The organism is Burkholderia sp. Ac-20353 (genome assembly GCF_017104785.1).
GTDB lineage: Bacteria > Pseudomonadota > Gammaproteobacteria > Burkholderiales > Burkholderiaceae > Burkholderia.
On the sequence record NZ_JAAGPL010000463.1, the window covers coordinates 1 to 1678 of the forward strand.

General features: G+C 68.9%; 1 protein-coding gene and 1 pseudogene. Both read right to left on the minus strand.

What is annotated here, in order from left to right:
* Nucleotides 1-264 precede the first annotated feature (264 nt).
* A complete protein-coding gene (locus G3N94_RS41305) occupies nt 265-1293 on the minus strand; it encodes a MerR family transcriptional regulator (RefSeq protein WP_205799907.1) in 1029 nt (342 codons plus the stop codon).
* Between the two features lie 154 nt (nt 1294-1447).
* A pseudogene (locus G3N94_RS41310) lies at nt 1448-1678 on the minus strand (hypothetical protein); the annotation flags it as partial.

The following is a 1678-nucleotide window of genomic DNA, read 5'->3' on the forward strand; positions in this document are numbered from 1 at the left end:
GCCACGCTCGCGCGCGGGATCGCGGAGGCCCGCCGCGCGGACTGCCGCAACGCGTATGCGGGGATGGGGCTGCTCGCGATTCCTGCGCTCGCGCTCGACGCGGTGCGCGATGCGGGCTGCAAGTGGTGAGCGGCGCTATCCGTAACCGGGCGCGGCAAGGCATCCCGCGAGTCGTCCGCCGACATCGGCCTTCGCGCGGCACGAGCGGTATGGGCAGCCCGGGCGACGCGCGTCATTGGCGCGCGTCGCCCGGATGCCTGCCGATCAGTGCTGCGGCTTCAGCTGCGCCATCGCTTCGCGCATGAACCCGAGCAGCGTGTCGTCGGCCCATGCGTCCTTCGTCAGCGCGGGCTCGGTCATCATCGCGTGGCGGAATTTCGCGTGCGTCGCGGGATCGTTGCCCGCATAGCTGCGGAACAGGTCGAGCCAGCGCAGCGCGAGCGCGCGGCCTTCCGGCGATTCGGGCCGGGCGCCGGCCTCGATCACGTCGCGCGCATCGGCCATCAGCTGCGGCCATTCCTGGGCCCGTTCGCCATAGTGCGCGCGCATGAAGCGGATCTCGTCCGGCGCGAGGTACTTCTCGAAGATCCGCATCTTCGTTTCGGCGACCGCGCTCAGCACGTAGTCGCGCATGGCCGTCGAAATGCCGATCTGCGCCTGCATCGACGGCTCGCGCTCGTGCATCAGGTTCAGTTTCGCGAGCAGCCGCGGGTCGCCGTTCGTGTCGCGCACGAGCAGCGCCATCCAGCGCTCGGCGAACACGCGGGCGCGGTCGTCTTCCGGCGCGACGCCGCCGTCCATCAGCGCACGCACGTTGCCGACGAGCGAGATCCACTCCGCATCGCCTGTCTGGCTCTTGTGGTACATCGGCATGCGCGCGAGTTCTTCCTCGGAAAAGTATTTGTCGTACACAGTCATCAACTCCAGCGTGGTGAGCCAATCGGCCAGCTCCGGCTCCGCACCGCCGGCGAGCTGCTCGTGCAGGTGCACGAGTCGCTCGCGCAGCCGCGCGGCCTGCTCGATTTCACGGTCGAGCATCGCGATCTGCTTCGCGACGATCCCGACGAGCGGGGTGCCGGGCTGGTTCAGGTAAGTGCCGATCTCGGCGAGCGACAGTCCAAAGCGACGCAATGCCTGGATCTGGTGAAGCCGGGCGATGTCGTTGCGGTCGTACAGCCGGTAGCCGTTGTCGGCGCGCGCCGAAGGTGTCAGCAGACCGATCGCGTGATAGTGGTGCAGCGTGCGGACGGTCAGTCCGCTGCGTTTTGCCAGGTCTCCCACTTTCAGTCGCATTCGAGCCTCCGTTTAGTGCGCACGCTGAAGTCTCGAACGTTACGCTACGTGAGGGTCAAGCGGAAAGAGGCGGATGCGCTGAAGGGGCCCGCGCGCGAGCGTCGAACGAAGCCGACGACCGCGCGGCGGGCGCGGCCCGCAGGAGGTGCAAGCGTCACTGGGTGGCGGATGCAGCAGGCGCGTCGGCGGCGCGGGCCTGCGGCGCCGGCTGCGCGGTTGGCTGCGTGATCGGCTGCGTGATCGACTGCGTGATCGACTGCGTAATCGGCCGCTGATTCGACGAACCCCCGACGGGCGGCGTGCCCATCGCCTGGTACAGCCGCGCGGTGTCCGACAGGCGCGCGCCCGTCGCGCGAATCTCGTCGAGCTGCGCGTTGCGGTACTG

Excerpts from the sequence above, each read along its gene's own strand:
- G3N94_RS41305 (WP_205799907.1), bottom strand. The coding sequence starts at position 1,293 with ATGCGACTGAAAGTGGGAGACCTGGCAAAACGCAGCGGACTGACCGTC.